Below are 26,246 nucleotides of genomic sequence, written 5' to 3'. Positions count from 1 at the left end.
GCCATGGCCGCGCTTCCACGCCGCGCCTTCGCGTTCCTGACGCCGGGCAATTACGACGATGCCGACCCGCGGGCCGGGCTGGAGGACACCCTCGCCCTCTTCGCGGACGGCGAGGCGCTCGGCTTCGAGAGCGCCTGGGTGCGCCAGCGCCATCTCGAGCCCGGCATCTCCTCGGCGGCCACCTTCCTGGCCGCCGCGAGCCAGCGCACGCGCCGGATCGGGCTCGGCACGGCGGTGATCCAGATGGGTTACGAGAACCCGTTCCGGCTCGCCGAGGATCTCTCCCTCGTGGACGTCCTGTCGGGCGGGCGCCTGCAGGTCGGCCTGAGCGCCGGCCCGCCGCCCCTCGCGGCGCTGCTCGGCGACCGCTTCTCCGACGGGGACCCGGCCTGCCTCGACCATTCCCACGCCCGCGTCGGACGGCTCGCCGCCAATCTCGACGGCGCCTGGCTCGGCGCGCCCGACGCGCGCATCGTCTCGGCCGCCGGAGAGCACCGGCCGCGCCTTCGCCCCCACGCGCCGGGTCTGCGCCACCGGCTCTGGTACGGCGGCGGCTCGCTGGCCTCGGCCCGCTGGGCGGCGGAGAACGGCCTGCACCTCCTCGTCGGCAACATCACCCGGGGCGAGGAGACGGACGATTTCCTGGCGGCGCAGCGGCGCCAGGTCGACCTCTTCCGGGCGCAGTGGCGCGGTCCGGGCGCGCCGCGCGTCGCGCTCGGGCGGGTCATCGTGCCCCTCGACGGGGCCGACGCGGCGACGCGGGCGCGCTACCGCACCTTCGCGGCCGGGCGTCACGCGCGCACGCTCGCCCCCCAGGGCGAGCGGCGGACCCTGTTCGCGCCCGACCTCGTCGGCAGCGCCGCCGAGATCGCGGAGCGCCTGCTCGCGGACCCGATCCTGCCCCTCGCCGACACCCTGCGGCTGGAGCTCCCCTACGGCCTCGCCGGCGCCGAGTACCGCCAGATCCTCTCGGATTTCGCGGGCCTGATCGCGCCCCGGCTGGACGCGGTCGAGGCGGCGGCGTGACCGGCCGACCCACATCCCCACGCGGATGGAATGCGATGACGCACACGAAGGCCCATCCCCGAGAGCCGGGCCCTGCCGGCCGTCCCGCGGGAGGATGGCGGCGCGGTCTCACCGTCGCTGCGGCCCTCGCCGTCCTCACCCTCGCCGCGCGCGGCATCCGCGCCGAGGACGGGCCGGTCCCGGGCGGAACGCTCACGGTCGGGCTCGCGACCGACACCCCCATCATCGACCCGTCGATCACCGGCTTCTCGACCACCGCGCTGATCGCCCGCAACGTGGTCGACTCGCTCGTCGGCCAGGCGGAGGACAACCGCTTCACCCCCTGGCTGGCGGAACGCTGGGAGGTGAGCCCCGACAACACCGTGTACACGTTCCACCTGCGCCGCGGCGTGACCTTCAGCGACGGCACGCCGCTCGACGCCGAGGCGGTGAAGGTCAATATCGACCGCATCCTCGACCCGAAGACCACGTCGAGCTACGCCAAGTCGCTGCTCGGCCCCCTCGACTCCGTGACGGCGCCGGATCCCGACACCGTCGTGTTCCGCTACCGGCAGCCCTTCGCGCCGCTGCTCCAGGGCCTGAGCCTGCCCTATCTCGGCATCCAGTCGCCGACCTACCTGCGCGCGGCGCGCGGCACCACGAACACCGTCGTCGGCTCGGGTCCCTTCGTGCTGGAGAGCTTCGCTCCGGGCAGCGGCAGCCGGCTCACCCGGCGCAAGGACTACGCCTGGGGACCCGCCTCCGCGGCCCATCAGGGGCCGGCCCATCTCGACGCCCTCGTGTTCCGCTACCTGCCCGAGCCGGCGGTCCGGCTCGGCGCGCTGACGAGCGGGCAGGTCCAGGTCATCGACGAGGTGCCGCCCGTGAGCATCCGCACGGTCCAGGCGGATCCCCGCCTGCAGGTGGTGACGCGGGAGAATCCGGGCGTGAACCGCGCGCTGTTCCTCAACACGGCCCGGGGGCCCTTCGCCGACCTCCGGGTGCGGCAGGCCTTCCAGAGCGCGATCGACACGCCGCCCCTCGTCAAGGCGGCCTATTTCGGCAGCCTCAAGCCCGCCGACAACATCCTGGGGCCCTCGACCCTCTATTACGATCCGGCGGTCGCGCGCCTGTGGGGCTTCGACCCGCAGCGGGCGGCGCGACTCCTCGACGAGGCCGGCTGGGCGCGGGCGGAGCCGGGCGGGCTCCGCGCCAGGGCCGGCGAGATCCTGACCCTCCGCTTCGTCTACAATGCGGCCGCCTGGGGCGCCGCCGACCTGACCCTGGCCCAGGCCGTGCAGGCCGCGGCCAGGAAGGCCGGCTTCGACCTGCGGCTCGATCCCGTCGATGCCGGCGGCTTCGCGGCGCTCACCGGCGCCGGCGACTACGACATCGCGTCGATCTACTACGTCCGGGCGGAGCCCGACATCCTGCGCACGGTCTTCCACTCCGCCTATATCCCGCCGAACGGCGCGAACCTGTCCCGCGTCACCACGCTCGACGACGCGCTGACCCGCGCGGTCGGGGCGCCCGACGAGGAGCGCGCGCGCCTCTACCGCCAGATCCAGGCCGACATCCTCGGCCAGGCCGCCGTGCTGCCGCTCTTCGTTCCCGCCTACCAGCTCGGGGCCTCCCGGCGTCTCCGGGGCCTCGCCTGGGCGACCAACGCCAAGCCGCTCTTCTACGATGCCTGGCTCGCTCCCTGACCGCGCCGCCGCGCTGGCCCGCCTCGGCGTGATCCCGGCCGTGCTCTGGGGAGCGGCGACGGTCGCCTTCGTGGCCGTGAAGACGATCCCGGGCGACCCCGTGGCGGTGCTCACCGGCGGCGAGAACGTGGTGGACGCGGCCGAGCGGGCGGCGCTCGTGGCGCGCTACGGCCTCGACCGGCCGCTGCCCGTGCAGTACGCGGCCTATCTGGCGCGGGCCCTCACCGGCGATTTCGGCGAGAGCTACCAGTACCGGCAACCGGTCCTGGCGGTCATCGCCGAGGCGGCCGGCCCGACGCTGCAGCTCGCCGCCACCGCCATGGCGCTGGCGCTCGGCCTCGCGCTCGCCAGCGCGCTCGCCACCTCCGGGCGGGGCGGGCCTCTGCGGCACGCGCTCTCCGGCCTCGAACTCGCGGTGCTGAGTACGCCCGTCTACTGGATCGGACTGATGCTCCTGGTGCCGTTCGGCTTCGTCCTCGGCTGGTTCCCGGTCATCGGCGGCGAGGGGCTGCGCGGGCTCGTCCTGCCGGCCCTGGCGCTGAGCCTGCACCAGGCCGCGCTCCTCGCCCAGGTGTTGCGGGACGGGCTGGAGGAGGCGCTCGCGCAGCCCTTCGCCCTGACGGTCCGCAGCCGCGGCGTCGGCGAGACGGCGCTGCGCCTGCGACACGCGCTCCGCCACGCGGCCCTCTCCGCGGCGACGCTCGCCGGCACCCTGTTCGCCGGCCTGCTCGCCGGCTCGATCCTGACCGAGACGGTGTTCGGGCGTCCCGGCATCGGCCAGATCACCCTCCAGGCGATCCGCACCCGCGACATGCCGCTCGTGCTCGGGCTGGTGATGCTCTCGGCGCTGGCCGCCGTGCTGATCAACCTCGCGGTCGACGCCCTCAACCGGCGCCTCGACCCGCGCCTGCGGCGGAGCGCGGCGTGAGCGACGCGCTCGCCCTCATCGACCGCGTGCGGAGCGCCCGCGGGGCGTCGGGGCCGCGGCGCGCGCCGGGCCTGCCGGTGCCCCTCGCGCTCGTCCTGCTCCTGCTGGCGGCCGCCCTCGCGCCGGGGTGGTTCACGGGGCTCGCCCCCGACGCGATCGACACCGACGCGGTGCTGGTGCCGCCGGGCGCCGGCCACTGGTTCGGCACCGACCAGCTCGGCCGGGACGTCTTCGCCCGCGTGGTCCACGGCACCGGGCCGTCGCTCACCATCGGCCTCGGCGCCATGCTGCTCGGCGGCCTCGGCGGCCTCCTTCTCGGGGTCGGGGCGGCGCTGGCGCCCGGCCTCGCCCGGGCCGTCCTGGTGCGGCTGATCGACGTGCTCCTCGCCTTCCCGGAGATCCTGCTCGCGCTCCTCGTCGTCGCGGTCCTCGGGCGCGGGCCGGGCAACACCCTGCTGGCGGTGGGGCTGTCCTCCGTGGCGGGCTACGCGCGGGTGGTGCGCGCGCAGGTGCTCCGCGTGGTCCGGTCGGGCTACGTCGCGCACGCCGCGGTGCTGGGCGAGGCGCCCCTGACGATCCTGGTCCGCCACGTGATCCCCAACGCGACCCGGCCGCTCGTCGTGCTGGCGACGATCGGCGTCGGGAACGCGATCCTCTCGGCCTCGGCCCTGAGCTTCGTCGGCCTGGGCGTGGTGCCGCCGACGGCGGAGTGGGGCGCGCTCCTGGCCGACGGGCGCAACTACCTCGACGCGGCGCCCTGGCTCAGCGTCCTGCCGGCGAGCGTGGTGGCGGCGTCCGTGATCGCCGTCACCCTTCTCGGGCGCGGGCTGCAGGCCCGGCTTGCGGGGAGCGACGGGCCGTGACGGCCGCGCGCGCCCCCCGCGACGCGCGGCCCCGGGAAGCGGCCCGGCCCGCCCCGGTCCTGGAGGTCGAGGATCTGCACGTCGATTTCCCGGGCGCGCACGGCCCAACCACGGCGGTGCGGGGCGTTTCGCTCGCGGTCGCCCCCGGCGAGGTCCTGGCCATCGTCGGCGCCTCGGGATCGGGAAAATCCGTAACGGCCCGCGCCCTCGTCGGCTTGGCGGGGGAGGGCGCGCGGGTCCGGGCCGAAGCTCTGCGGCTGACCGGGCCGAAGGACGAGACCGTCGACCTCCTCGGGCTCTCCGAGCGCGGATGGCGCGCCGTCCGCGGCCGGCAGATCGGCTTCGTGCTCCAGGACGCGCTGACCTCCCTCGATCCCCTGCGCACGGTCGGCCGCGAGGTCGCCGAGCCGATCCTGGCGCATGGCCTCCTGCCGCGGGCCGAGGTCGCCCGGGCCGTCGCGGACCTGCTCCTGCGCGTCGGCATCCCCGATCCGTCCTTGCGCGCGGCGCAGTATCCGCACGAACTCTCCGGCGGCTTGCGGCAGCGGGCGCTGATCGCCTCGGCGCTCGCGGGCCGGCCCCGGCTGCTGATCGCCGACGAGCCGACCACCGCGCTCGACGTCACCGTCCAGCAGCAGATCCTGCGGGTCTTCGGCGACCTGGCGCGGGCCGGGCACGGCCTCGTCCTGATCACCCACGACCTCGCCGTGGCAGCCCGCATCGCCGACCGGATCGCGGTGATGCAGGACGGCGTCATCGTCGAGGCGGGCGCGGCCCGCGCAGTGCTGGCCGATCCCCGTCATACCGCCACCCGGCGCCTGCTCGACGCGGTTCCGGGCCGCGCGACCCGGCAGCGCTGGTTGTCGCGCCCCGGCCCGCGCCCGGAGACGTCCCGGGACGTCGCGTCGCGGGAGCCCCTCCTCGTCCTGCGCGACGTCACGGTCCGCTTCCCCCATCGGGGCGGCGCGATCGCGGCCCTCGCCGGCGTCACGCTGGAGCTGCGTCCCGGCGAGACCCTCGGCATCGTCGGCGAGTCGGGATCGGGCAAGACCACGCTGGGCCGGGTCGCCCTCGCGATGCAGCGGCCCGACAGCGGCGAGGTGCTGTTCGCGGGGCGTCCCTGGAGCGCCTTGCCGGAGCGCGACCGACGGCCGCTGCGCCCGCGCATCCAGACGATCGTGCAGGATCCCCTGAGCGCGTTCGACCCGCGCGACACGGTGCGGCGCGTCATCGAGCAGCCCCTGCGCCTGCGCCCGGACCGCGACGCCCGCGGGCGGAGCGACCGGGTCGCGGCCTTGATGGACCTCGTCGCGCTGCCCGCCGCGCTGCTGGAGCGGCGACCCCGGACCCTGTCCGGCGGTCAGCGCCAGCGGGTGGCGATCGCGCAGGCCCTGGCCTCGGAGCCGGACCTGCTGATCTGCGACGAGCCCGTGTCGGCCCTCGACGTCACCACCCAGGCCCAGATCCTCGACCTCCTGAGCGACCTCCAGCACCGGCTCGGCCTCGCCCTGCTGCTGATCTCCCACGACCTCGGCGTCATCCGGCACATGAGCGACCGCATCGCCGTCATGACGGAGGGACGGATCGTCGAGGCCGGCTCGGCGGACGCGGTCTTCGAGGCCCCGCAGCATCCCGTCACCCGGCGCCTCCTCGCGGCCGTGCCGGACCTGCCGAAGCGCGGGAGGTGAGGCTCCACACACGTCCCCGGGCGCGGCGAGGGTCTGGACTGTACGACCTGAGGCTCTCGCCCAGCTCCCGTCGCTGCCCTCGGCGGCCCGCGCGGCCATGCCTAGAGAGAACGGTGCCGCGCAGCGCGCTGGCGCCCCGGGTGGGCGAGCGGATTCGCGGAACGCGAAAACGACGACTGAGGCAGATCCTGATGGCGACACATACCGGTTCCCGGGTCTGGCGCGGGTGACTCACCTCTCTCCGCGGCGACCCTGCCGCGCGAGAGCGCTCCCCTCAGCCGGGCGGATGCGGACCCGGCTGCGGCGGCCGGACGAGCCAGGTCACGGACGCGTAGGCTCCGCACCACGATCCGAGCGCCGCGAAGGCCACGTAGACCGGGTTCTCCGTGTAGCGGATCACCGCGAAGGCGGAGAGCAGGTACCAGACCGCGCTCCAATGGGCGGCGGCGAAGCGGCGGCGGGCGGCGACGGCCGCGTTGAAGAACACGTAGGCGGCGTCCGTTACGGCGGTCGCCGCGACGACGCCGAGAGCGATGACAGGGTCGATCATGAGCGGGTTCCGTCGCTGACGCGGGAGGCCGCCATTCTACGGCAAGAGCGGGCGTGGGGTCGCGCGCCGCCCCGGCCCCGGGGCGCTTGCGCATCCCGCCCGACTCCCCGAAGCAGGGACGGGCGCGCCGATCGGAATCGCGGAAAGACCGGCCGCCACCCTGTCGGATCGCGGCGGCGCCGCGCGTCCTGCGAGCGAAGGGAGACGTCATGCTCTACGCCATCCTCTGCTACAAGGACGAGGACGTGGTCACCGGCTGGAGCGCGGCCGAGGAGGAGGCCGTCATGGCCCGGCTCGGCCGCGTGCACGAGGCGCTGGAGCGGCAGGGCAAGCTCGGCCCGTCGCTCCGCCTGCTGCCGACCACCGCGGCCACCACCCTGCGCAAGGCGAGCGACCCGCCGCTCGTCATCGACGGTCCCTTCGCGGAGACCAAGGAGCAGCTCCTGGGCTTCTACGTCGTCGACGTGGCCGACCTCGACGAGGCGCTCGGCATCGCCCGCGACCTCGCCGCGGCCAATCCGGGCGGCGCCTACGAACTGCGGCCGGTCCTGCTCTACAACCCCGATCCGCGGCGGGCCGGATGAGCGGGGCCGATCCCGACCTCGCCTGGATCGCCGCCGCCCTCGCGGCGGCGCGCCCGCAGGCGCTCGCCGCCCTGCTGCGGGCCTTCCGCGACCTCGACACCGCCGAGGAGGCGTTCCAGGAGGCGAGCCTGCGGGCGCTGCGCACCTGGCCGCGCAACGGACCGCCCCGGGACGCCGCCGCCTGGCTGATCCTGGTCGGTCGCAACGCCGCCCTCGACGGCAAGCGCCGCACCGCGCGGCTCGCGCCCCTGCCGGAGGAGGCCGCCCTCTCGGACCTCGACGACGCCGAGGCGCCCCTCGCCGAGGCCCTGGACGCGGGCTCCTACCGGGACGACGTCCTGCGCCTCCTGTTCATCTGCTGCCACCCGGACCTGCCGGCGACGCAGCAGATCGCGCTCGCCCTGCGCATCGTCTCCGGCCTGAGCGTGGCCCGGATCGCCCGCGCCTTCCTGGTCGGCGAGGCGGCGATGGAGCAGCGCATCACCCGCGCCAAGGCGCGGATCGCCCGGGGCGCCGTGCCGTTCGGGCCGCCGGGAGCGGCCGAGCGGGCGGAGCGCCTCTCGGCGGTCTCGTCCATGCTCTACCTCGTCTTCAACGCCGGCTACTCGGCCGGCACCGGGTCGGAGCGGGCGGAGCTGTGCGACGAGGCGATCCGCCTCGCGCGGCTGCTGCTGCGCCTCTTCGCCACCGACCCCGAGACGATGGGCCTCGTCGCCCTGATGCTCCTCCAGCACGCCCGCGCGCCGGCGCGGTTCGATCCGCAGGGCGAGATCGTGCTCCTCGACGACCAGGATCGGGCGCTGTGGCGCGCGCCGATGATCGCCGAGGGGCTGGCGCTGGTCGACAAGGCCCTGCGCCACCGCGCGCCTGGCCCCTACCAGGTCCAGGCGGCGATCGCCGCGATCCACGCCCGGGCGGCGCGGCCCCAGGACACCGACTGGGCGGAGATCGCGGCGCTCTACGCGGTCCTGGAGCGCCTGCAGCCCTCGCCGGTCGTGACGCTCAACCGGGCGGTGGCGGTCGGCAAGCTGCGGGGTCCCGCGGCCGGGCTCGCCCTGGTGGAGACCCTCGCCGGGCCGCTCGGCGGCTACTTCCACTTCCACGGCCTGCGCGCCGCCTTCCTGGCCGAACTCGGCCGCTCCGCCGAGGCCCGGGAGGCCATGGGGCGGGCCATCGCGCTCGCCGGCAGCCCGGCCGAGGCCGCCCATATCCGCGGCCGGCTCGACCGGCTGGAGCGGGAGGCCGCGGAAAAAAGCGAAGCGGCGCTGTCGGCCCCGTGACGGGCCGGGCGTCCTTGGGACGAGGCCGGCGGGGATAACCCCGCGGCCCGAGAGGAGAGGACCCCCATGAGCCAGACCCCCGAGATCCCCACCATGGCCCCGGTGAAGGGCGGCCTCGTCACCTACCTGACGGTGGACGGCGCCCTGCGGGCGGCCGAATTCTACGCCCAGGCCTTCGGCGCCGAGATCGCCGCCGCGATGCCCGCCGACGCGCAGGGGCGCACGCCCCACGTCCACCTCTACGTCAACGGCAGCTCGCTGATGCTGAGCGACGCCTTCCCCGAGCGTTGCCACCCGGCGCTGACCCCGCAGGCCTTCAGCCTGACCCTGATGGTCGAGGACATCGACGCCCGCTACGCGAAGGCCGTCGCGGCGGGCGCCACCGGGGTCGTGCCGCCGGCCGAGATGTTCTGGGGCGACCGCTTCGCCCAGCTCCGCGACCCGTTCGGGGTCGTCTGGGCGATGAACCAGGCGAAGCGCTGAAACCCTCCCAAAACCGCCGGGGCCGAACCCATGACCGACCCGACCGACCGCGACCTCGTCCTCACGCGCCTCATCGCCGCGCGCCCGGCCGCCCTCTACCGGGCCTGGACCGAGCCGGAGCTCCTGACGCACTGGTTCGCGCCGGCGCCCTTCACGGTCGCGCAGGCCGAGACCGACCCGCGCCCCGGGGGCAGCACCCTCATCGTCATGCGGGGTCCCGACGGAACGGAGTTCACGAGCGCGGGCGTCTATCTCGACCTCGTCGAGAACGCCCGCATCGTGTTCACGGACGCCTACACGCGCGCCTGGGAGCCCTCGGCCAAACCCTTCTTCACCGGCCTCATCACCTTCGCGCCGGAGGAGGGCGGCACTCGCTACACCGCCCGCGCGCGGCATTGGTCGGCGGAGGACCGCGCCGCGCACGAGGCGATGGGCTTCCACGACGGCTGGGGCCGCTGCACCGACCAGCTCGCGGCCCTCGCGGCCGGCCTGTAGCGCACCATTCCGTCACCCGCCGAGGAGGACCCGTCATGGCGACCGTCAGCACCTGCCTGTGGTTCGAGCGGGAGGCCGAGGCGGCCGTCCGACTCTACGTGTCGCTGGTGCCGGATTCCGGCATCACGCATGTCCAGCGCGCGCCCGGGCCCTGGCCCGGCGGCGAACCCGGCGACGTCATCCTGGTGGCCTTCACGTTGGGCGGGCAGCGCTTCCAGGCCCTGAATGGCGGCAGGCCCGCCGAATACGGCTTCGCCGCCTCGATCTCGGTCGCCTGCGCCGACCAGGGCGAGGTCGACCGCCTCTGGGAGGCGCTGACCGCCGACGGCGGATCGGAGATCATGTGCGGCTGGCTGCGCGACCGCTGGGGCGTGCCCTGGCAGGTCTTCCCCGCCCGCCTGCCGCAGCTCCTCGCCGACCCGGATCCCGCCGTGGCCGCCCGGGTCTTCACGGCGATGCAGGACATGGTCCGGATCGACCTCTCGGCCCTGGAGCGGGCAGCCGCCAGCGCGGCCTGATCCGGCCGCGTCCCCCGCAATGTTGACAATGCCCACATATCAGCCCAGGGTGACGCCGGCCAGGTGGAGGGCGCATCCATGACCGAGATCCTGAGGGAGCGCCTCTGCGCGGAGAGGCCCGGGGAGGTGGTGGTCTTCGCGATCGGGATGCGGATCAACGCGCCCTGGAAGGTCTGGCGCTGGTTGCCCGTGCTGCGCGAGATGGGGCCGATGCTGCGGGAGCAGGCGGCCGACCCGTCGATCGGTCTCCTGTCGACCCGCCCGAGCTTCGGGTTGCGCACCATCGGCGTCCTCCAGCTCTGGCGCAGCGCCGCGGATCTGCACGCCTACGCGCATCGCCCCGGCGGGCTGCACCTCGCGGCCTGGAAGCGCTTCAACGCCCGGATCGGCACCGACGGCGATGTCGGCATCTGGCACGAGACCTACGTGGTCCCGGCCGGCGCGGTGGAGGCGATCTACGTCAACATGCCCCGCTACGGCCTGGGGGCCGTCGGCCGGCTGTTCCCGGCCAAGGGGGAGCGCGCGACCGCCGCCAAGCGCCTGGCCCGCGGCGCCGCCTGACGCGCCCGCCGGGCCCGCGACATCGGCCCCGGGATGGCCTATCTGGCCCGGCGACGCCCCGCCGGATCAGGGAGAGAGCCGCCGTGACACCCGCCTTCGATCCGGCCGCCGCCGGCTGGGAGACCGTCGACCTCTCCGAGTTCATGGACCTGGTCGGGCCCGTCTGGCAGCGGGACGGGGAGGGCGGGATCCTCTACGGCCTCCTCGTGGCGGAGAAGCACCGCAACCGCAACGGCGTCGCCCATGGCGGCGTGATGGCGACGCTCCTCGACATGGCGCTCGGCCGCACGGCCTCCGAGGCCCAGGGCGGACGTCGGCAGGCGACGATCGGCCTCGACGTGCAGTTCCTCGCGCCCGTGCGGGTCGGCGACTTCCTGGTCGCCGAGTGCCGGGTCGTGCGCGCCACCCGGGCGATCCTGTTCATGCACGGGACCCTGCGCGTCGGCGACGAGGTCTGCGCGGTCGCCCAGGGGACCTGGAAGGTCCTGGGGGCGTGATCCCCGGTTGGCCGACACGTCCCAGTCCGCCGCGCTGGGCAACCGGGTCGCGGACGGCTAAGCTTTCGGCCCCGTCCTGACGCCCCGGCCCCGGGCGCGCACCGCCCGCGACCCGAGATGCCCTTCCGCTTCGTCCACACGGCCGATCTCCACCTCGACTCGCCCCTGCGCTCGCTCGCGATGCGCAACGCCGACCTCGCTGCCCTCGTCGGCGATTCGACCCGCCGCGCCCTCGTCGCGATCGTGGACCTGTGCCTCGACGAGCGGGTGGACGCGCTCGTGATCGCGGGCGACCTCTACGACGGCGACCAGACCTCCATGAAGACGGCGCGGTTCCTCGCGGCGCAGATGGAGCGGCTGCACGCGGCCGACATCGCCGTCTTCACCGTGCGGGGCAACCACGACGCCCTGTCGAAGATCACCCAGGAACTCGTCCTGCCGCCCTCGGCGAAGCTGTTCGGCGGCCGGGCCGAGGCGGTGGCGGTCCGCCGCGGGGACCTCGACGTCGTCGTCCACGGCCTGAGCTTCGCCAAGCCGCACGCCCCGGAGAGCCTGCTGCCGAAGTACCGCCGCCCGGTCCCGGACGCGGTCAATCTCGGCATCCTGCACACCAGCCTCGCGGGCGGGCACGGGCACGACCCCTACGCCCCCTGCACGGTGGCCGACTTGTCGGATTGGGGCTTCGACTACTGGGCGCTCGGCCACGTCCATGCCCGGGCCGAGCACCGGGGCGGCTGCGCCGTGGTGATGCCCGGAATGCCGCAGGGGCGCGACATCAACGAGGCCGGTGCGAAGACGGTCAGCCTCGTGACCATCCGGGACGACCGCAGCCTCGTGATCGAGGAGCGCGCGACGAGCCTCGCGCAGTTCGAGCGCATCCGCGTCGACCTGTCGGAGGCCGTGTCCTGGGCGGAGGTGGTCGACGGGATCGAGCGGGCGGTCACGGCCGTCCGCGACGCCACGGCCGCGCCCCACCTCGTTGCCCGCCTGTCCCTCCACGGGGGCACGCCGCTGGCGTGGCGCCTGCGGCGCGACCGGGACCTCCTGCTCGCCGAGACCGAGCACCGGCTCGGCGGTTCCGGACGGATCTGGATCGAGAAGATCGAGATCGCGGCGAGCGACCCGCGCCGGGCGGAACCGGCGGGTCCGGCCGACCCCGTCGACGAACTCGGCGCCCTCATCCGCGGCGAGGTGCTGCGCCAGCCCGACCTCCGGGAGGACGTGCGCGCCCTCGTCAAGGAGATCCGGGACGACCTGCCGCCGGACGCGCGGCGGTTCTGCGGGGACGACGAGGCCGCCTTCGAGCGCTTCGTGGACGCCCTGATGAGCGAGAGCGGCCACGAGATCGTCGCCCGCCTCGGGCAGCCGCAGCCGGGCGGGGCGGAGCCCCGCTGATGCGCCTGCGCCGCCTCGACCTCGTCCGCTACGGCAAGTTCACGGATCACGTCATCGATTTCGGGGAGCGGGCCGAGGGGCCCGACCTCCACATCGTCTACGGGCTGAACGAGGCGGGCAAGTCCACGGCCCTGTCCGGCTACCTCGACCTGCTCTTCGGCATCGAGGAGCGCTCGCGCTACGGCTTCCTGCACCCCTACGGCGCCATGGAGGTCGGGGCGGTGCTGGAGGTCGCGGGCGGGCGCCACGAGGTCCGGCGGGTCAAGCAGCGCTCGGGCTCCCTGCGCGACGCCGCCGGGCAGCCGGTGAGCGAGGCGGTGCTCGGCGGCGCCCTGTCGGGCCTCACGCGCGAGGCCTACCGGATGATGTTCTCCCTCGACGACCAGACGCTGGAGGACGGCGGCAACGCGATCCTCGACAGCAAGGGGGACCTCGGCGAGTTGCTGTTCTCGGCGAGCGCCGGTCTGTCCGGCTTGAGCCGGGTCCTGGCGGGCGTCGCCGCCGAGGCGGACGGGATCTTCCGCAAGCGGGCCTCCACCACCGAGATCGCCGGCCTCAAGCGCCGCCTCGCGGAGCTGAAGGCCGAGCGGGAGCGGATCGACGTCCAGGCCAGCGCCCACGCGGCGCTGGTGGGCGACCTCGCGCGGGCGCAGGCGGCCTACGACGAGGCCGTGCGGGAGCGCGGCGCGCTCAAGGCGCGGCACGACGACCTCGACCGGCTGACCCGGGCCGCCCCGCTCGCGGCGGAGCATGCGCGCCTCGACGAGGCCCTCTCGGCCCTGGCGCATCTGCCGCATCCGCCGGGCCACTGGGCCGCCGACCTGCCGGCCCTGATGGTCGACGACGCCACGTGGCGCACGCGGCTGCAGGGCGAGGACGAGCGCATCGCGCGGCTGCGCGCCGAGATCGACGGGATCGCGGTCGATCGCGCGGTCCTCGGCCTCTCCGAGCGGATCGAGGCGCTGATGGCGGCCGCGCCGCGGTTCCACACGGCGCAGGACGACCTGCCGAAGCGGCGCGCGGCCCTCGACGAGGTCCGGGCGCGGCTGGCGAACCTCGCGCGGGCGGCGACGGGCGGGGCCGACGGCCTCGCGCCGGACGCCCTCGTCATCGACGTGCCGACGCTCGGGACCCTGCGCGATCTCATCGCCGAATGGTCGGGGATCGCGACGCGGCTCGCCGCCGCCTCCGAGGAGACCGGCGCGGCCGCGCAGGCGCTCGATCAGGCCCTGGCGGACCGCGCGCTCCTCGACCGGACCGATCCGCCGCTCGGCCCGGCGCGCAGGGCCGCCCTCCAGGCGGGGGTCGGCCGGCTGCGCGAGGGCGACCTCCTCGCCCGTCACCGCGTGGCCGCGGCCGCCGCCGCGGCGGCGGCGCGGGACCGCGACGAGGCCCTGCGCGCCCTCGTGCCGTGGACGGGGAGCGCGGAGGCGCTGGAGGGCATGACCCTCCCCTCCGCGCGGCAGATCAAGGCGTGGCGGGACGCGCTCGCCGGGCAGGACCTCCGCCGCGACGGGCACCGGGTCAAGCTGAGCGACCTCGCGTCGCGGCGGGCGGAGAGCGAGGCCGGGATCGGCGCGGCCGAGGCCGTCGCCGGGGCGATCGGGGACGAGGAGGCCGCCGCCCTGCGCGCCGCGCGCGACCGGGCCTGGGCGGCCCATCGGGATCGTCCCGGCCCCGACACCGCCGCGGCCTTCGAGCGCCTGATGCGCGAGTCCGACGCGATGGCGGAGGCGCGGCTGGCCCATGCCGACCGCCTCGCGGACCTGCGCGGGCTGCGCCGGGACCTCGCCCTGGCGACGGCGCAGAGCACCCGGGAGACGGAGGGGCTGGCCGAGACCGACCGGGAGCAGGCGGCGCTGGCGTCCCGGATCGCGGAGGCCGCGCCGGCCGGGCTGGCGGCGGCCGTCGCCGGGCCGGCCGGCGAGAGGCTGGACGCCCTCGACGCTTGGATCGCCCATTGGGACCGCGCGGTCGCTGCCCTGCGCGCGCACCGCGCCGCCGCCGCCGAGGCGGCCGGCCTCGAGGCCGAGATCGCCGCCGAGGCGCGCCGGCTCGCCGAGGCCGTCGCACCGGCCGATCCCGCCCTCGCGCGGCTGGACGCGGCGGCCCTGCTGCAGGCCGCCCACACCCTGCTGGCCTCCGACGCGGCCCAGGCGGAGCGGCGGGCCTCGGCCGACGAGCGCGTGCGCGACGGCACCCGGCTCCTCGCCCAGCGTCGGGAGGACGTCGAGTCCGCGCAGGCCGCGCGGGCGGTCTGGGAGGAGCGCTGGGCGCGGGCGCTGGCGGGCACGTGGCTGGCGGACCGGGCCGCGGACCGCGGGGCGGTCCGGGCGGTCGTCGACCTCGTGGCTGGATTGCCGGCCCAGATCGCCGAGCGCGACGGCCTGAGCTACCGCGTCGCCGCGATGGAGCGCGACTGCGCGGCCTTCCTCGCGGACCTGCACGCCCTCCACGCGGTCCTCGGCGAGGCGCCGGACGCGCACCCGGCCTCGGCGGCGGCGGCCCTGCGGGAGCGGCACGGGGCGGCGACCCGCGCCCTGGCCCTGCGGCGCGAGAAGGAGGCGGACCTCGCCGCCCTGGAGGAGGCGCGGCGCGGGCTCCTCGCGGCGATCGCGGTCCACGAGGCCCGCCGCTCCGAGATCCTGACGTTCTTCCGCGCGGAGGATCTCGCTGCCGTCAGCGCCCACCTCGCCGCCTGCGCGCGGCGCGATCGCCTGGAAGAGGAGCGCGCCCAGTGCGCCGCCCGGATCCTGCGCGAGACCGGATGCCCCTCCCTGGACGCCGCCCTGGCGCGGCTCGCCGAGACGGATCCGGACGAGCGCGCGGCCCAGCGCGACGCCCATCTCCTGCGGCTGGACGATCTCGACGCCCGCCTGCGGAGCCTGTTCGCCGCCAGGGCGGGGGCGGCGGACCGGCTCTCCGCCATCGGGGGCGACGACGCGGTGGCGCGCATCGAGGCCGACCGGCGGACGGTGATGCTGGAGATCGAGGACAAGGCCCTGCGCTTCCTGCACCTGCGCACCGGATCCCTCCTGGCCGAGCGGGCGCTGCAGATCTACCGGGACACCCATCGCGGCGCGATGATGCGCCGGGCCTCCGAGGCGTTCCGGGCCATCACGCGCGACGCCTATGCGGGTCTCGCGACCCGCCCGGACAAGGACCGCGAGACCCTGATCGGCCTCACGCGGGCGGGCGGGTCCAAGCTCGCGACCGACATGTCGAAGGGCACGCGGTTCCAGCTCTACCTGGCGCTCCGCCTCGCCGGCTACGCGGAATTCGCCGCGGGCCGCCCGGCGGTGCCCTTCGTCGCCGACGACATCATGGAGACCTTCGACGAACCCCGGTCCGCCGAGGTTCTGTCCCTGTTCGGAACGATGTCCGGGCTCGGGCAGGTGATCTACCTCACCCATCACCGGCACCTCTGCGACCTCGCCCGGACGGTGGTGCCGGGCGTCACGGTGCACGAACTGCCCTCGTAGACGCGGTGCGGCCCGCTCAACGGCGGCGGGGTGTCCTCACGCGGCCCGCTCCGCGACGGCGCGGATCTCGCAGCGATCGGCGCGGACGCGCCAATCCGCCACGCCGAGGCAGTCGCAGAGCCGCGCCTTCGCGTCCGCCACGGCCTGCGCCGCCGACGGGGCCTGCACGACGCATCGCCACTGCAGGACGCTGCGCTCATGCCCCGTATCGTCCGAGACGGTTTTGAGAAACGCGACGGAGAAGGCGTGCATCGGCCCGTGTCCCTTCGGAATTCGGCCGAGTCTGCGGACGAATGGCGGCGCCGGCCTTGATCCAGCACAAGGCCGGCGCCCGATCTCCGCCCACGACGGCGGGACCGGGGTGCATCCGGTTCCGCAGCAACGGAAACCGGCTCGCGGGGCGATCGCACGGCCGACAGTCCGCCCCCCAACTCCCCCCTTGTCCGGGCGCATGCAGTTCGAGCGGAATGCGACCCGGAAACCAGCGCAAGACTCAGCGAAGCGACTGCTTTTCAACACCGCTGCTGGCATTCGGAGCCGCTTCGCGGCCCTTCCTCATCTGGTTTCCGGATCTCCTTCCGCTGACGCCGCACTCGTCCGGAAAAGGGAAGCTTGGAGAAAACCGGGCCCCCGGGCGCTCCCCGTCGCCGGCCCACCGCGGCCGGTTTCAGACTTCGTTAACCACGACTGCGCAGAGAATGGGCCTCCGCCAACCGGTCTCGTGTGTCAGGATGAGCGTCGTCGAGCAGCGCGAGAGCGCCCACCAAGCCTGGACCTTCGCCCTCGGACACCTCGTGCGCAAGGGCTGCGACGAAGCCGTCGCGCTCGAGACCATGAGCGAAGTGGCGTTCCAGACCTATGTCGACCGGCACGGCGCCGTGGCGACGGCGAGTTACCTCCGGCTCCTCGCGCAGCAGGTCGAGGACGCGGACCGCGCCTTCGCGACCGCCCTCATGTACGGCTGAGACCGGCCATGACAGCGGCCCCTTCCCCCGACACGCCGGCCGCCGCGGAGATCGGCATCGACACCTTCCTGGCCGTCGATATCCGGGTCGGCACGATCGTGGCGGCCGAGCCCTATCCCGAGGCCCGCAAGCCGGCCCTCAAGCTGGTGATCGATTTCGGTCCGGCGATCGGCCGGAAGCGGACGAGCGCGCAGATCACCACCCATTACCGGCCCGAGGACCTGATCGGCCGGCAGGTCGCCGGCGTCGTCAACTTCCCGCCCCGGCAGATCGGCAAGGTCATGTCCGAGGTGCTGACCCTCGGCTTCCCCGACGCGGCGGGCGCCGTCGTGCTCGTCGCGCCGGACCGCCCGGTCCCGAACGGCAGCCGCCTGTTCTGAGGCCGCCGCCCGGGCCGCCGGGTCCGGGTCAGAGGCGGCGCGCCAGGACCGCCAGGGCCTCCAACTGCTTCGTCAGGAAGCCCCGCGTCGCCTCGTCGGTGACGAGGCCGGCCTCGACGTCGACCTTGCCCGCCGCGCCGCCGACCATGATCTCCGGCTTGTTGAGAACCTGTGCGTCGAGGAACACCAGCACCTGCCGGAGGTGGTACTGACAGCGCGCCCCGCCGATCATCCCCGGGGAGGCGGTCTGGATCGCCACCGCCTTGCCGGCGAAGGGCGTCGAGGGCAGCCGCGAGAGCCAGTCGAGGGCGTTCTTGAGGGCGCCCGGGATCGAGTAATTGTACTCGGGCGTCACGAAGATCAGGCCATCGGCGGCCTTGATCGCCTCACCCATCGCGACGACCTCGGCCGGGAAGCCCTCGGCCTGGCGATCCGCGTCGTAGAGCGGGAAGGCGCCGACCGAGCCGAGGGCCTCGACGGTCACGCCCGCGGGCGCGAGGCCCGGCAGCGCGCGGGCGATGGCGGCGTTGATCGAGCCCTTGCGCAGGCTGCCGACCAGGGTGACGAAGCGGAGCGGGCGTTGATCAGACATCGGGGATGGTCCGTCCTTTCTGGGGAATGAATCCGGGCCGGAGCCTCACCGGCCGGCGCCCGCCTCCGCCGACCGAGCGGCGGACGTCGCCACGAGGTCGATATCGACGCCCACGTCGAGCGCAACCCACTGCCCCGAGGCCCAGGCGCCCTGGCCGACGCCGAACGCAGTGCGCACGAGGCTGAGATGGCCCTTCGCGCGGGCCTCGGCGCCGTCGAGGGTGAGGTGGAACGGTACGGTCACGGGCTGGCTGATGCCGCGGATCGTGAGGGTGCCGAGCGCCTCGTAGTCGCCGCCGCCCTTGTCGGCGAACCGGGTCGCCTCGAAGCGGGCTTCGGCCGCGCCCGCGACGTCGAACCACTCCTTCTGCGGCAGGGCCTCGTCCCGCTGGACGTCGCCCGTCCGTGCGCTGGCGAGATCGATCCGCACCGTGGCGTGACCGGCCTGCGGCGCGGCGGGGTCGAACGTGATCCGGGCGCTGAAGCGCTCGAACCGCCCGGAGAACGGGGCGCCGACCTGCACGCCCGAGAAGCCGAGACGGCTCCGGGCCGGATCCGCCACCCATTCGGCGGCCGCGGCGGGCGGGGCGGCGGCGAGCAGGGCCGGCATGGACAGCAAGGCAGCGACACTCAGGATCGCGGCGACCCGCGGGGTCGCCGCGATGGAGAGGGGACGGGCTTTCATCGGGGCGCTCCCGCGGGGGTCGGAGTGGGGGAGGGGCCGCGGGCCGGCAGCATGCGGCGCAGCACGTCGTCGCGCAGGACGAGGTGGTGGCGCAGGGCGGCCGCGATGTGGAGAACCAGCAGCGCCCCCAGCAGCCACGCCCCGACGGCGTGCACCCGCGCGACGGCCGCCTCCGCGGCTGCCCGGTCCGCGACGAGGCGGGCGAGCGGCAGGTGCGGCCAGGACACCAGCCCGTAGAGCACCGTTGGGATGGCGTAGGGTGAGAGCGAGACCACGGCCCAGCCGGTCAGGGGCAGCGCCGCGAGGAGGCCGTAGAGGAGGCCGTGGGCCGCGCCCGCCGCCCGCCGCTCCCGGGCCGGCATCGCGGCCGGGTAGGGCGGCGGCCGATGGGCGAGGCGCCAGGCGAGGCGCAGGACCGTGAGGGCGAGCACCGTCAGGCCGACCGACTTGTGCCACTGGTAGAGGTCGAAGCGGCGCATCGGCGCGAGGTCGAGATGGCTCATCGCGAGGCCCATGCCGATCAGGGCGAGCACGCCGAGCGCGCTCGTCCAGTGCAGCAGGATGGCGACCGCCGAGTAGCGACGCGCGGAGACGACGGAGGCCATGGCGAATCTCCGACCGGACGGATCAGTCCTGACGCTCGAAGGCGCCCGCGATGGTCAGGTGAAGGTCGTCGCCGATCAGCGGCAGGTAGGTCTTCACGCCGAACTCGGAGCGCTTGAGCGTGCCCGTCGCCTCGAAGCCGACCGTGATCTTCTTGGTGATCGGGTTCACCCCGGCCCCGACGAGGCTCACGTCGAGCGTCACCGGCTTGGTGACCCCGTGCAGCGTCAGGTCGCCCGTGACCTTCGCGGCGTCCTTGCCCGTCGGCGCCACCTTGGTCGACACGAAGGTCATCTCCGGGAACTTGCCCGCGTCGAGCCACTGCTCGCCCTTGAGCTCGTCCGTGAGCTTGGCGCTGGTGGTGGCGACGCTCGCGACCGGGATCTTCACCGACAGCTTCGCGGCGCCGGGGTTCTTCGGCTCCAGCACGAGGGTGCCCGACACCTCGGAGAAGCCGCCCGCGTAGTTCGTGAAGCCCAGATGCGACAAGCGCCAGCCGACCTGCGTGTGGAGCGGATCGACCGCGTAGGTGCCGGCCTGGATCTGCGCGGGATCGCGGGTCGGGGCGGTCTGCGCCAGGGCGGGCGCCGAGACGAGCAGGGCAAGACCGAGCAGCGAGGGGGTCAGCAGCTTCACGGATGTCTCCAGATCGGCAACGTCGCGCCGGGCCGCCTCGCGGCCGTCGCCGGCGTTGGTTTCGTGACCCGGACTTAACCGCATTCCCGAACCGCGATGAGTCTGCTATCCGGCACCGCATGGTTGCCAGCTCGGAAACCTTCGGCGGGGACATCCGCGACCTGCGCGCCTTCTGCGCGGTGGTGGCGCTCGGGACCGTCACGGCGGCGGCCGCGAGCCTGCGCGAGACCAAGGGCAGCGTCAGCCGCAGGATCTCGCGCCTGGAGCGGAGCCTCGACGCGCGGCTGATGGCGCGTCACCCGCGGGCGGTGAGCCCGACCGCCGAGGGGCTCGCCTTCTACGCCAAGGCCCGGGCGAGCCTCGCGCTCCTCGACGAGGCGGCCGAGAGCGCCCGCGACGCCCAGGCGGTGCCGACCGGGCACCTGCGGGTGACGACGTCGGTGGATTTCGGCATCGAGATCATGCCGGAGATCATCGCGAGCTTCCGGGCGCTCTACCCGCAGATCACGGTCGAGCTCCTGAACACCGACAGCGTCCTCGACCTCGCGGCCAACCGGATCGATCTCGCGCTGCGCCTCGGCGAGGAGGAGGGCGACGGCCGATACCGCTCCTACCTGCTGGCGACGCTCGGCATCGGCCTCTACGCCGCGCCGGCCTACCTCGATCGCCGGCCCGCCCCGGTCTCGCTCGCGGACCTCGCCGGGCACGACCTGATCCTGGCCCGCGAGCGGCTCGGGCCCGCGGCCGAGCGCCTCTCCGCCGAGGGCCGGACCGTGCCGGTGCCGCTGCGGCCGGCGATCCTGGCGAGCGACTTCGTGGCGGTGCTGCGCCTGGCCGTCGCCGGGGCCGGGATCGGACAGATCCCGACCGTGGTGGCCGCCCGCGCGGTCGAGGCCGGAGACCTCCGGCGCGTCCTGCCGGACTGGTCGTCCGGCGAGGGGCCGGTGCGCGCCGTGAGCCTGGCCGGTCGGGAACTCCCGGCCCGGGTGCGGGTGTTCCGCCAGCACCTGCGCGACGCCCTGGCGCGGCGCTTCGCCGTCGAGAGGCCGCCGCGCTGACGGCGGGCCGGGGGGCCGCCGCCATCGTCTCCCGGTGACCGCTCGATCAGCCCCCTACCGCGCCCGCCGCCGCTTGCGGGGCGCGCGCTCGGGCAGGCTGGGCGCGATCGCCGCCCGGCAGGCCGGGCTCAGATTCGCGCGACGGCCCAGGAGGCAGGCCCTCACCCGCCCGGGATCCGGGATGAACTCGCCGCACAGGGTCATCGCGTCGGGCGTGCAGGCCTGCTGTTGCTCGGGCGTCCCCCGGTTCTGCGCGAGGGCCGGGGTGGCGAGCGCCAGGACGCAGAGGGCCGCACCGGCGGCGATCGACGTGAAGGTCATGGTTCCTCGGTGGTCGCGCCCTCGACGGGCCGGGGCGGAAGGCGGAGCGTGAACGTGGGACGGCCCGAATCGGTTCAGGACCGGGCCGTCTGGGCGCCGGGAGCATGACGCGCCCCGAGGTTCCCGCGAGAAGCATGCGGCAGGCGCATGGCTGCCGGGGCCACCGCGCCCTGGCATGCTGCACCGCACCATGCCACAAGGGGTCGTCCCGGCGCGATGGCGTCGCGGCGGGACATTGCCCTTCTTGGGCGTTTCCTCCCTAGACTTCGGGCCGCTCGCGAGAGCGGCCCTTTTTCTGCGCGCGGGCGCTGCAGCGCCGGTCATGGCCAAGCTTTCGGCAAGTGGATGGGCGCCGTTCGTCGCCTTGGACCTTTGGCCGACCGGATAACGGTTAGACGACGAAATCGCCCGTGCGATAACGGTCGGGCGCGAACGGTCGCCCGCGGCCGTCGTTGCCCGTCGGTACAGCGGATCTTGCTGTATGTTAAGCTCGGAGGGGCTCTCGCATGGGACAGGCATTCCGGCCGCGCGACGTCGCGCTCGTCGTCGAGGACGACCTCGATCTGCGCCATCTGGCAGCGGCCGTGCTGGAGGAGACCGACCTGCAGGTCGTCGAGGCCGAGAGCGGCGAGGAAGCGCTGGACTACCTGCAGCGGGAGGCCCACGCGGTGGCCCTGGTCTTCACCGACGTGCGGCTTCCGCACCGCGTCGACGGGGTCGACCTCGCCCGCATGATCGCCCTGAAATGGCCGTGGATCCGCATGGTCGTGACGTCGGGCGGTGCGGGCGACCGGGTCGCGCATCTGCCCCGCTCCGCCACCTACATGCCCAAACCCTGGCGGGTGCTCGACGTTCTCGTGGCAGCCGAGGAGGCGGCCGGACAGGCCGGCTGAGCGGGCCGGCGTCCCCTCTTCTTCGTCGCGGCGATCCCGAGACGGGGCGCGCTACTCGGCAAGGCCGACCTTCGGGCGCGCGGTCCGCGCCGGCGCGCCCTCGGGGCTCGCGGCCTCCGGGCCGGGCGCCGGCGGCAGCCGCTCGGCCAGGCCCGCGGCGACGCCGCAGAGCACCGCGTCCCAGCGGCTGCCGAAGCGGCGCGGGTGCGTGACGGGCCGGATCAGGCCGGACGGGGTCTTGGGCTCTCGGTGGGACATCGGTCGGCCTGCGCTCTGCCAGGGCGTCTGTCCTACCAGATGGGAGTTACCGCCCGGTGAGGACGTGCGTCCCGGCACCCCGCATCGGGCCAGGGTCCCCCGGTGAGGCCGGCGGTCCCTGCCAATGACCGCTGGTGCCGCCGCGTATTGTCGCCAAGCCTTTGGCCTGGCATCGAGAATTCGAGACGGTCAGCGGCCCCGTCGATCTCGGCCGAATCGACGCGTCAGATCCTGGGCCCTTGGCGTCACGCGGCCGGTGCCCGGTAGAGGGCGAGCAGCGCGCGGCCCGCATGCTCGATGTGGTCGCGCAACAGGTCGACCGCCTCCTGCACGGATCCGGCCTCGCAGAGGTCGAGCATCCGCGTGTGCTCCCGGTCCGCCCGCGCCACGTCCCCGGTGAGCGAGAGCTGCAACCGGGTCGGCCGATCGGAATCCTGCAGCAGGCCCGAGACGATGCCGAGCGAGCGCGGCCGGCCGGCATGGCGCAGCAGGCCGAGATGGAAGCGGCGGTTCAACTCGCCCCACAGGTCGACCTGCCCCGCCTCCAGGGCCGTGCTGTACTCGTCGCGCAGCACGCGCAGCTCCGCGACATCCTCCGGCGTCAGCCGCGGGGCGGAGAGGCCGAGCAGTTGCGGCTCCAGGGTCGCCCGGAGCGCGAACACGTCCGCGATCTCTTCGCGCGTCAGCCCGGAGACGACCGCCCCGCGATGGGGCACGATCTTGACGAGCCCTCCCGCCTCGAGCTGGAGCAGCGCCTCGCGCACCGGGATCCGGCTGATCCCGAACTCCTCGGCCAGCGCGTCCTGGCGCAGCTGCATGCCGGGCTTGAGGTCGCCCGACAGGATCCGTTGGCGCAAGGCGTCCGCCACGGCGGCCGAGACCGTCTTGTGCCGCAAGGCGCCGCTGGCCGGCCGGGCGCCGCCCGCGGGCGGGGCGGCCGTCACTGAACTCACGATACGCTCTCCCTTCTTGGATAATTTATACGACCGACCCGGCCGGCGCCAGCCGCCCCGGAACGGCGCTTGACCTTTTTGGAGATTTTATACAATCTACGAAAAGCGAGGCAAGGGATGGCGCGATGCCGGAGATCGCCCTGGAGACGGTCGGATTGTCGAAGTCGTTCGGCGGCTTCGCGGCGGTGCGCGACCTCCACCTGCAGGTCCGGCGCGGCAGCATCCACGCGCTGATCGGCCCGAACGGGGCGGGCAAGACGACGGTCTTCAACCTGCTCACTAAGTTCCACCAGCCGAGCGCCGGGCGCATCCTGTACAAGGGCGTCGACATCACGCGGGAGACGCCCGCGGCCACGGCCCGGCGCGGGCTGGTGCGCTCGTTCCAGATCTCGGCGACGTTTCCGCACCTCAGCGCGCGGGAGAACGTCCGCATCGCCCTGCAGCGCCGGCTCGGCAATCCCTACGGCTTCTGGCGCTCCGCGGCCTGCCTGCGCGCCCTCGACGAGGAGGCGCTCGACCTGCTCGGCGAGGTCGGGCTCCTCGATGCGGCCGAGACCCTGGCGGGGGACCTGCCCTACGGCCGCAAGCGCACCCTCGAACTCGCCACCACGCTCGCCCTCGAACCCTCCGTGCTGCTCCTCGACGAGCCGACCCAGGGCATGGCAATCGACGACGTAGCCCGCGTCAAGGACCTGATCCGCGAGAGCGCCTTCGGCCGCACCGTGCTGATGGTCGAGCACAACATGGCGGTGGTGGCCGACCTCTGCGACACGATCACGGTGCTCCAGCGCGGCGAGATCCTGGCGCAGGGCAGCTACGCCGAGGTCTCGCGCGATCCGGCGGTGCGCGCCGCCTATCTGGGTGGCGGTCATGCCTGAGCGGCCGATCGTCCTCGAGACACGCGGGCTCCAGGCCTGGTACGGCGAGAGCCACGTGCTGTTCGGCGTCGACCTCGCGGTGCGCGAGGGGGAGTGCGTCACGCTGGTCGGCCGCAACGGGGCCGGCCGCACCACCACCCTGCGGGCGATCCTTGGCCTCACCGACCGGCGCACCGGCTCCGTGCGGGTGCGGGGCGTCGAGGCGATCCGCCTGCCGACCCACCGGATCGCGCGGCTCGGCATCGGCTACTGCCCGGAGGAGCGCGGCGTCTACCGCACGCTGACCACGGCGGAGAACCTCACCCTGCTGCCGCGGCTCGGGCCGGAGGGCCTGGCACTGGCGGAGGTGCTGGCCCTGTTCCCAAACCTCGCGGAGCGGGCCGACAGTTACGGCGGCCGCCTCTCGGGCGGCGAGCAGCAGATGCTGGCGCTCGGCCGCATCCTGCTGACCGGCGCCCGGATCCTGCTCCTCGACGAGATCACCGAGGGGCTGGCGCCGGTGATCGTCGAGGCGCTCGGCCGGGCGGTGGAGCACCTGAAGCGCCGCGGCTTCACCATCGTGCTCGTCGAGCAGAACTTCCACTTCGCCCGCCACCTCGCCGACCGCCACCACGTGGTGGAGCACGGCCGCATCGTCTCGGAGATTCCCGCCGGGGCGGTCGCGGACCGCGAGGAAGAGGTCGCGCGCCTCCTCGGCGTCTGAGGCCGGGGAACGGCCTTTCCATCGGAACCCAACAGGAGGCGGGCATGCGGTCACGGATCAGGCTTTGGGCGGCGGGGCTCGCCCTCGCGGCGCTCGCAGCGGGCGAGGGGCGAGCCGCCGAGGCGGTCAGCGACGGCGTCGTGAAGATCGGCATCCTCACCGACCTCTCGGGGATCTACTCCGACTTCACCGGGCGCGGCTCGGCGGCGGCGGCGCAGATCGCCATCGACGAGGTCGGCGGCAAGGTGCTGGGCGCCCCCGTCGAACTCGTGGCGGCCGACCACCAGAACAAGCCCGACATCGCCGCCAACCTCGCCCGCGAGTGGTTCGACCAGGGCAAGGTCGACATGATCGCCGATTTCCCGACCTCCTCGACGGCCCTCGCCGTCATGGAGATCGCCCGGCAGAAGAACCGCGTCACCATGCTCTCGGCGGGCGTCGCCATGGCGGCCGTCGCCGAGAAGTGCTCGCCCGTCAACGCGCAGTGGATGGTCAATACCGGCGCGCTCGCGTCCGGCACCGCCAAGGCCCTGCTGCGGGCGGGCCGCAAGTCCTGGTACTTCGTCACGGCCGACTACACCTTCGGCCACTCGCTGGAGAAGGACGCGGCCGCGGTGGTGGAGGCGGAGGGCGGCAAGGTCCTGGGCACCTCCCGCCACCCTTTCCCGGGCGGCGACTTCTCCTCCTACATGCTCAAGGCGCAGAGCAGCGGCGCCGAGGTCATCGCGCTCGCCAATGCGGGCGCCGACACCATCAACGCGATCAAGCAGGCCGCCGAGTACGGCATCGGCCGCTCCGACAAGCAGGTGATCGCGCCGCTTCTCGCCTACATCACCGACGTGAGGAGCCTCGGCCTCGCGAAGGCCCAGGGCATGCTCCTGACGGAGGCCTTCTACTGGGACCGCGACGAGCGCTCGCGCGCCTTCGCGGAGACCTATTTCGCCAAGACCAAGAGGATGCCGAGCGCCTCGCAGGCGGCGGTCTACTCGGCGGTGCTGAGCTATCTGCGGGCGGTCGAGGCCGCGGGCACCGACGAGGCCGGCGCCGTGATGGCACGGCTGCGCACCATGACCATCGACGACGCCGTCATCCGCAACGGGCACCTGCGGGCGGACGGCTCCCTCGTGCACGAACTCCTGCTCCTCAAGGTCAAGAAACCGGCCGAGTCGAAGCGCGACTGGGATTTCTACACCGTCGAGGCGGTGCTGAAGGGCGAGGACGTCTTCCCGAAGCCGAGCGACGCCTGCCCCCTCAACGTCAAGGGCTGACCGCGAGGGCCGGGGCTCC

General features: G+C 74.3%; 30 protein-coding genes. 21 read left to right on the top strand and 9 right to left on the bottom strand.

Annotation, left to right across the window (positions count from 1 at the left end; all coding sequences use genetic code 11):
- The first annotated feature begins 3 nt into the window (after positions 1-3).
- Genes ACW9J6_RS01575 through nikE form a run of 5 tightly spaced genes read left to right on the top strand, consistent with a single transcriptional unit; the run spans position 4 to position 6,190 of the window.
- Entirely contained in the window at positions 4-1,026 is a 1,023-nt protein-coding gene (locus ACW9J6_RS01575) for an LLM class flavin-dependent oxidoreductase (protein ID WP_457114664.1), read from the top strand.
- Positions 1,027-1,061: 35 nt separating this feature from the next.
- Complete coding sequence (locus tag ACW9J6_RS01570; protein ID WP_457114663.1) at positions 1,062-2,711, top strand: ABC transporter substrate-binding protein; 1,650 nt, start codon at positions 1,062-1,064, stop codon at positions 2,709-2,711.
- Positions 2,692-3,639, top strand: a complete 948-nt coding sequence (locus tag ACW9J6_RS01565) for an ABC transporter permease (RefSeq protein ID WP_457114662.1) — start codon at positions 2,692-2,694, stop codon at positions 3,637-3,639. The genes ACW9J6_RS01570 and ACW9J6_RS01565 overlap by 20 nt, the downstream gene beginning before the upstream one ends.
- Complete coding sequence (locus ACW9J6_RS01560; protein WP_457114661.1) at positions 3,636-4,502, top strand: ABC transporter permease; 867 nt, start codon at positions 3,636-3,638, stop codon at positions 4,500-4,502. Before ACW9J6_RS01565 ends, ACW9J6_RS01560 begins: the two co-directional genes overlap by 4 nt.
- Complete coding sequence (gene nikE, locus ACW9J6_RS01555; protein WP_457114660.1) at positions 4,499-6,190, top strand: nickel ABC transporter ATP-binding protein NikE; 1,692 nt, start codon at positions 4,499-4,501, stop codon at positions 6,188-6,190. The genes ACW9J6_RS01560 and nikE overlap by 4 nt, the downstream gene beginning before the upstream one ends.
- A 274-nt stretch (positions 6,191-6,464) precedes the next feature.
- Here the strand turns inward: nikE and ACW9J6_RS01550 are convergent, their stop codons facing one another.
- Positions 6,465-6,740 (bottom strand): hypothetical protein, encoded by a 276-nt coding sequence (locus ACW9J6_RS01550; RefSeq protein WP_457114659.1) that lies wholly within the window; start codon positions 6,738-6,740, stop codon positions 6,465-6,467.
- A gap of 209 nt (positions 6,741-6,949) precedes the next feature.
- Here ACW9J6_RS01550 and ACW9J6_RS01545 point away from each other — a divergent pair, with 209 nt between their 5' ends.
- The 9 genes from ACW9J6_RS01545 (at position 6,950) to ACW9J6_RS01505 (ending at position 16,035) form a co-directional block, all read left to right on the top strand.
- Positions 6,950-7,324, top strand: a complete 375-nt coding sequence (locus tag ACW9J6_RS01545) for a YciI family protein (RefSeq protein WP_457114658.1) — start codon at positions 6,950-6,952, stop codon at positions 7,322-7,324.
- Positions 7,321-8,604 (top strand): RNA polymerase sigma factor, encoded by a 1,284-nt coding sequence (locus ACW9J6_RS01540; RefSeq protein ID WP_457114657.1) that lies wholly within the window; start codon positions 7,321-7,323, stop codon positions 8,602-8,604. The genes ACW9J6_RS01545 and ACW9J6_RS01540 overlap by 4 nt, the downstream gene beginning before the upstream one ends.
- A 66-nt stretch (positions 8,605-8,670) precedes the next feature.
- On the top strand, positions 8,671-9,087 hold the full coding sequence (locus tag ACW9J6_RS01535) for a VOC family protein (protein WP_457114656.1): 417 nt from the start codon (positions 8,671-8,673) through the stop codon (positions 9,085-9,087).
- 30 nt (positions 9,088-9,117) lie between these two features.
- The gene (locus tag ACW9J6_RS01530; protein WP_457114655.1) at positions 9,118-9,582 is read left to right on the top strand and encodes an SRPBCC family protein; all 465 of its coding nucleotides are present in this window, start codon (positions 9,118-9,120) and stop codon (positions 9,580-9,582) included.
- A 35-nt stretch (positions 9,583-9,617) separates the two neighbouring features.
- Positions 9,618-10,100: a VOC family protein gene (locus tag ACW9J6_RS01525; protein ID WP_457114654.1), complete on the top strand. Its 483-nt coding sequence runs from the start codon at positions 9,618-9,620 to the stop codon at positions 10,098-10,100.
- Between the two features lie 78 nt (positions 10,101-10,178).
- Positions 10,179-10,661, top strand: coding sequence for a DUF4188 domain-containing protein (locus tag ACW9J6_RS01520; RefSeq protein ID WP_457114653.1), 483 nt, complete (start codon positions 10,179-10,181; stop codon positions 10,659-10,661).
- Positions 10,662-10,744: 83 nt separating this feature from the next.
- Positions 10,745-11,158, top strand: coding sequence for a PaaI family thioesterase (locus ACW9J6_RS01515; protein WP_457114652.1), 414 nt, complete (start codon positions 10,745-10,747; stop codon positions 11,156-11,158).
- A 117-nt stretch (positions 11,159-11,275) separates the two neighbouring features.
- Positions 11,276-12,553: a metallophosphoesterase family protein gene (locus tag ACW9J6_RS01510; RefSeq protein WP_457114651.1), complete on the top strand. Its 1,278-nt coding sequence runs from the start codon at positions 11,276-11,278 to the stop codon at positions 12,551-12,553.
- Positions 12,553-16,035 (top strand): AAA family ATPase, encoded by a 3,483-nt coding sequence (locus tag ACW9J6_RS01505; protein WP_457114650.1) that lies wholly within the window; start codon positions 12,553-12,555, stop codon positions 16,033-16,035. Before ACW9J6_RS01510 ends, ACW9J6_RS01505 begins: the two co-directional genes overlap by 1 nt.
- A gap of 36 nt (positions 16,036-16,071) precedes the next feature.
- Here ACW9J6_RS01505 and ACW9J6_RS01500 read toward each other — a convergent pair whose 3' ends face one another.
- Entirely contained in the window at positions 16,072-16,287 is a 216-nt protein-coding gene (locus ACW9J6_RS01500; RefSeq protein WP_457114649.1) for a hypothetical protein, read from the bottom strand.
- Positions 16,288-16,766: 479 nt separating this feature from the next.
- Between ACW9J6_RS01500 and ACW9J6_RS01495 the strand changes: the two genes are divergently transcribed.
- Both ACW9J6_RS01495 and ACW9J6_RS01490 read left to right on the top strand, forming a co-directional pair.
- On the top strand, positions 16,767-17,000 hold the full coding sequence (locus ACW9J6_RS01495; protein ID WP_457114648.1) for a hypothetical protein: 234 nt from the start codon (positions 16,767-16,769) through the stop codon (positions 16,998-17,000).
- 8 nt (positions 17,001-17,008) lie between these two features.
- Positions 17,009-17,380, top strand: coding sequence for a tRNA-binding protein (locus ACW9J6_RS01490; RefSeq protein ID WP_457114647.1), 372 nt, complete (start codon positions 17,009-17,011; stop codon positions 17,378-17,380).
- Between the two features lie 28 nt (positions 17,381-17,408).
- Here ACW9J6_RS01490 and ACW9J6_RS01485 read toward each other — a convergent pair whose 3' ends face one another.
- The 4 genes from ACW9J6_RS01485 to ACW9J6_RS01470 form a co-directional block, all read right to left on the bottom strand.
- On the bottom strand, positions 17,409-17,972 hold the full coding sequence (locus ACW9J6_RS01485; protein WP_457114646.1) for an NADPH-dependent FMN reductase: 564 nt from the start codon (positions 17,970-17,972) through the stop codon (positions 17,409-17,411).
- A gap of 45 nt (positions 17,973-18,017) precedes the next feature.
- Complete coding sequence (locus tag ACW9J6_RS01480) at positions 18,018-18,581, bottom strand: YceI family protein (protein WP_457114730.1); 564 nt, start codon at positions 18,579-18,581, stop codon at positions 18,018-18,020.
- 71 nt (positions 18,582-18,652) lie between these two features.
- Positions 18,653-19,261: a cytochrome b gene (locus ACW9J6_RS01475; protein ID WP_457114645.1), complete on the bottom strand. Its 609-nt coding sequence runs from the start codon at positions 19,259-19,261 to the stop codon at positions 18,653-18,655.
- Positions 19,262-19,283: 22 nt separating this feature from the next.
- Complete coding sequence (locus ACW9J6_RS01470) at positions 19,284-19,895, bottom strand: YceI family protein (RefSeq protein ID WP_457114644.1); 612 nt, start codon at positions 19,893-19,895, stop codon at positions 19,284-19,286.
- Between the two features lie 119 nt (positions 19,896-20,014).
- Between ACW9J6_RS01470 and ACW9J6_RS01465 the strand changes: the two genes are divergently transcribed.
- Positions 20,015-20,953: a LysR substrate-binding domain-containing protein gene (locus ACW9J6_RS01465; RefSeq protein ID WP_457114643.1), complete on the top strand. Its 939-nt coding sequence runs from the start codon at positions 20,015-20,017 to the stop codon at positions 20,951-20,953.
- Positions 20,954-21,007: 54 nt separating this feature from the next.
- Here the strand turns inward: ACW9J6_RS01465 and ACW9J6_RS01460 are convergent, their stop codons facing one another.
- Positions 21,008-21,274: a hypothetical protein gene (locus ACW9J6_RS01460; protein ID WP_457114642.1), complete on the bottom strand. Its 267-nt coding sequence runs from the start codon at positions 21,272-21,274 to the stop codon at positions 21,008-21,010.
- 506 nt (positions 21,275-21,780) lie between these two features.
- Between ACW9J6_RS01460 and ACW9J6_RS01455 the strand changes: the two genes are divergently transcribed.
- Entirely contained in the window at positions 21,781-22,167 is a 387-nt protein-coding gene (locus tag ACW9J6_RS01455) for a response regulator (protein ID WP_457114641.1), read from the top strand.
- Between the two features lie 51 nt (positions 22,168-22,218).
- Here ACW9J6_RS01455 and ACW9J6_RS01450 read toward each other — a convergent pair whose 3' ends face one another.
- Complete coding sequence (locus ACW9J6_RS01450) at positions 22,219-22,425, bottom strand: hypothetical protein (protein ID WP_457114640.1); 207 nt, start codon at positions 22,423-22,425, stop codon at positions 22,219-22,221.
- Positions 22,426-22,670: 245 nt separating this feature from the next.
- Positions 22,671-23,378, bottom strand: coding sequence for a GntR family transcriptional regulator (locus ACW9J6_RS01445; RefSeq protein WP_457114639.1), 708 nt, complete (start codon positions 23,376-23,378; stop codon positions 22,671-22,673).
- A gap of 125 nt (positions 23,379-23,503) precedes the next feature.
- On the opposite strand from ACW9J6_RS01445, the gene ACW9J6_RS01440 reads away from it, so the two are divergent.
- Genes ACW9J6_RS01440 through ACW9J6_RS01430 form a run of 3 tightly spaced genes read left to right on the top strand, consistent with a single transcriptional unit; the run spans position 23,504 to position 26,227 of the window.
- Positions 23,504-24,256, top strand: a complete 753-nt coding sequence (locus ACW9J6_RS01440) for an ABC transporter ATP-binding protein (RefSeq protein WP_457114638.1) — start codon at positions 23,504-23,506, stop codon at positions 24,254-24,256.
- Entirely contained in the window at positions 24,249-24,959 is a 711-nt protein-coding gene (locus tag ACW9J6_RS01435) for an ABC transporter ATP-binding protein (protein ID WP_457114637.1), read from the top strand. Before ACW9J6_RS01440 ends, ACW9J6_RS01435 begins: the two co-directional genes overlap by 8 nt.
- A 44-nt stretch (positions 24,960-25,003) precedes the next feature.
- Positions 25,004-26,227: an ABC transporter substrate-binding protein gene (locus ACW9J6_RS01430; RefSeq protein WP_457114636.1), complete on the top strand. Its 1,224-nt coding sequence runs from the start codon at positions 25,004-25,006 to the stop codon at positions 26,225-26,227.
- Positions 26,228-26,246: the final 19 nt, after the last annotated feature.

This window comes from Methylobacterium sp. JK268, from assembly GCF_054052225.1.
This window is presented reverse-complemented; position numbering and strand designations above follow the sequence as displayed.